The organism is Deinococcota bacterium, assembly GCA_030858465.1.
Taxonomy (GTDB): domain Bacteria; phylum Deinococcota; class Deinococci; order Deinococcales; family Trueperaceae; genus JALZLY01.
In genome coordinates, this window is sequence record JALZLY010000020.1 from 1 (window position 1) to 2,293 (window position 2,293).

At 63.8% G+C, this 2,293-nt stretch carries 3 protein-coding genes; 2 read left to right on the forward strand and 1 reads right to left on the reverse strand.

All coding sequences use genetic code 11. The features are described 5' to 3' along the window. Window positions 1-810, forward strand: an 810-nt coding sequence (locus M3498_01090; GenBank protein ID MDQ3457892.1) for an alpha/beta hydrolase, incomplete at its 5' end; no start/stop codon positions are given. A 3-nt stretch (window positions 811-813) separates the two neighbouring features. Then, window positions 814-1,956, forward strand: coding sequence for a glutathione-dependent formaldehyde dehydrogenase (locus M3498_01095; GenBank protein ID MDQ3457893.1), 1,143 nt, complete (start codon window positions 814-816; stop codon window positions 1,954-1,956). Here the strand turns inward: M3498_01095 and M3498_01100 are convergent. Next, window positions 1,947-2,293: transposase (locus M3498_01100; GenBank protein MDQ3457894.1), on the reverse strand; the 347-nt coding region annotated here is incomplete at its 5' end. The genes M3498_01095 and M3498_01100 overlap by 10 nt on opposite strands.

Consider the following 2,293-nt stretch of genomic DNA (forward strand, 5'->3'; position numbering starts at 1 on the left):
GAAGGCATGGCTGAGGAAGGCTTTGTCGAGGTGGGTGGCGCCCAGATCTACTACGACGTGCAAGGCGAGGGCGAGCCAATGCTCCTCATCCACGGCTACCCGCTCAACAGCGGACTCTTTAGAGACAACGTAGGCCCGCTCGCGGAGGGGTACCGGGTCATCACCGTCGACCTGCGCGGCTTCGGCATGAGCGTCGCGCCGAGTGAGGAGGCCTCGATCGAGGTTTATGCCCAGGATGTGCTCGCGGTGATGGATGCGCTTGGCCTCGAGCAGGCCATCGTGGGAGGCATGTCGATGGGCGGCATCACTGCCTTTGAAATGTACCGTCGGGCGCCCGAGCGTTTTAGCGGGCTCATCCTTATCGACACCGTCCACCTTGAAGCGCCGCCCGCCGAGGCGGGGCTGTGGCGCGGCGCGGCCGAACAGGCTCAGGAGATGGGTGTCGGCACGCTCGTCGACGTTCTGCTGCCGGATATGCTCTCCGGTGACGCCCGCATGAACAGGCCCGAACTCGCCGAGCACCTCACCAGCTTGGTCCAGCAAGCCTCAGTAGAAGGCGCGGTCGGCGGGGGCAACGCGCTCGCGGAGCGGCCGGACTACACGGAGTTGCTCGGGCAGATCACCGTGCCGACTTTGATTATCGTCGGCTTGGAGGACACGCTTACTCCCTTTGAAATCCACCAGGAGATGAACGAGGACATCGAGGGCTCGCAACTCGTCATCATCCCCGGCGCGGGTCATGGCGCCATCCTCGAGGCGGCCGAGGAGGCCAACCAGGCCATCCTCGAGTGGGCAAACCAAATTCAGTAGATCGTGAGAAGGCCGCCTCTTCAGGGCGGCCTTCTCCACAATTACCTCCAAAGCTATGAAGCAGTGGTTTTTCACGGCGTCGGCGACATCCGCCTCGAGGACGCGCCCGAGCCCAAGCTTAAAGAACCGACCGACGCGATTGTGCGCCTTACCGCCAGCGCCATCTGCGGCACCGACCTGCACATGATCCGCGGCACCTTTACAGGCATGAAGCCCGGCACCATCTTGGGCCACGAGGGCGTCGGCATCGTCGAAGAACTCGGCGCGGACGTGCGCAACCTTCAAGTCGGCGACCGGGTGGTGATCCCCTCGACCATCGGCTGCGGCTCCTGCTCGTACTGCCGCGCCGGTTACTACGCCCAGTGCGACAACGCCAACCCCAACGGCAAGCTGGCCGGCACGGCGTTCTTTGGTGGCCCCGAGCCGACCGGACCCTTTGACGGCCTGCAAGCCGAAAGGGCGCGCGTCCCCTACGCCAACGTCGGCCTTGTCAAGATTCCCGACAACGTCGCCGACGAGCAGGCCATTCTCCTCTCGGACATCTTCCCGACGGGTTACTTCGGCGCGGAACTCGCCGAGATCGAAGCCGGCGACACCGTCGCGGTCTTCGGTTGCGGCCCGGTCGGGCTCTTTGTGATTCTGAGCGCCAAGCTCCTGGGCGCGGGGCGCGTCCTCGCCGTGGACCGGGTCTCCTCGAGGCTCGACATGGCCAGAGCCTTGGGCGCCGAGGTCGTCAACTTCGAGGAGGAGGACCCGGTCGAGACCATCCGCCGCCTCACCGGCGGCATCGGCGTCGATAGAGTCATCGATGCGGTCGGGGTAGACACCGAGCACGCCGAGCACGGCCCCGCCGCGGCGGAGGCGAGGGAGAAAGAGGCGCAGTACGAAGAGCAGCTCGAGAGGGTCGCCCCTGAGAGGAACCCTCAGGGTGAGCTGTGGAGGCCGGGCAACGCGCCCTCGCAGGCGCTCGAGTGGGCGGTGCAGGCCGTCGCCAAGGCGGGCACCCTCTCGATCATCGGCGTCTACCCGCCGACGATGCAGAACTTCCCCATCGGCCAGGCGATGAACAAGAACCTCACCATCAAGATGGGCAACTGCAACCACCGCAAGTACATCCCCATGCTCCTAGTGGTCTGTCAAGCATGAATTGACGGATAGAGGCGCTTTAGCTTGATACGAGCGTCGTCTGTGGTGAAGCGCCAGTCAACGGTAGCCTGAGAGGCATTGCGCTCAACTTCCCAAGCGCCGACTTCTTGTTCCAGCATGTGCTTGTCGGGAATACGCCTGTTGAGACACTGACGCGAGAGCACCGAGAGTTCGATTTCAGCCATGTTGAGCCAGGAGCCGTGCTTGGGCGTGTAGTGGAACTCTATTCGGTTCAGGATACGTGCTGCTTCCTGCGGAGCAAAGGCTTCATAAAGAGCATCAGGGCCGTGGGTGTTGAGCTGGTCACGAACCACGGTGATGGTGGCGGCTTGGGGAA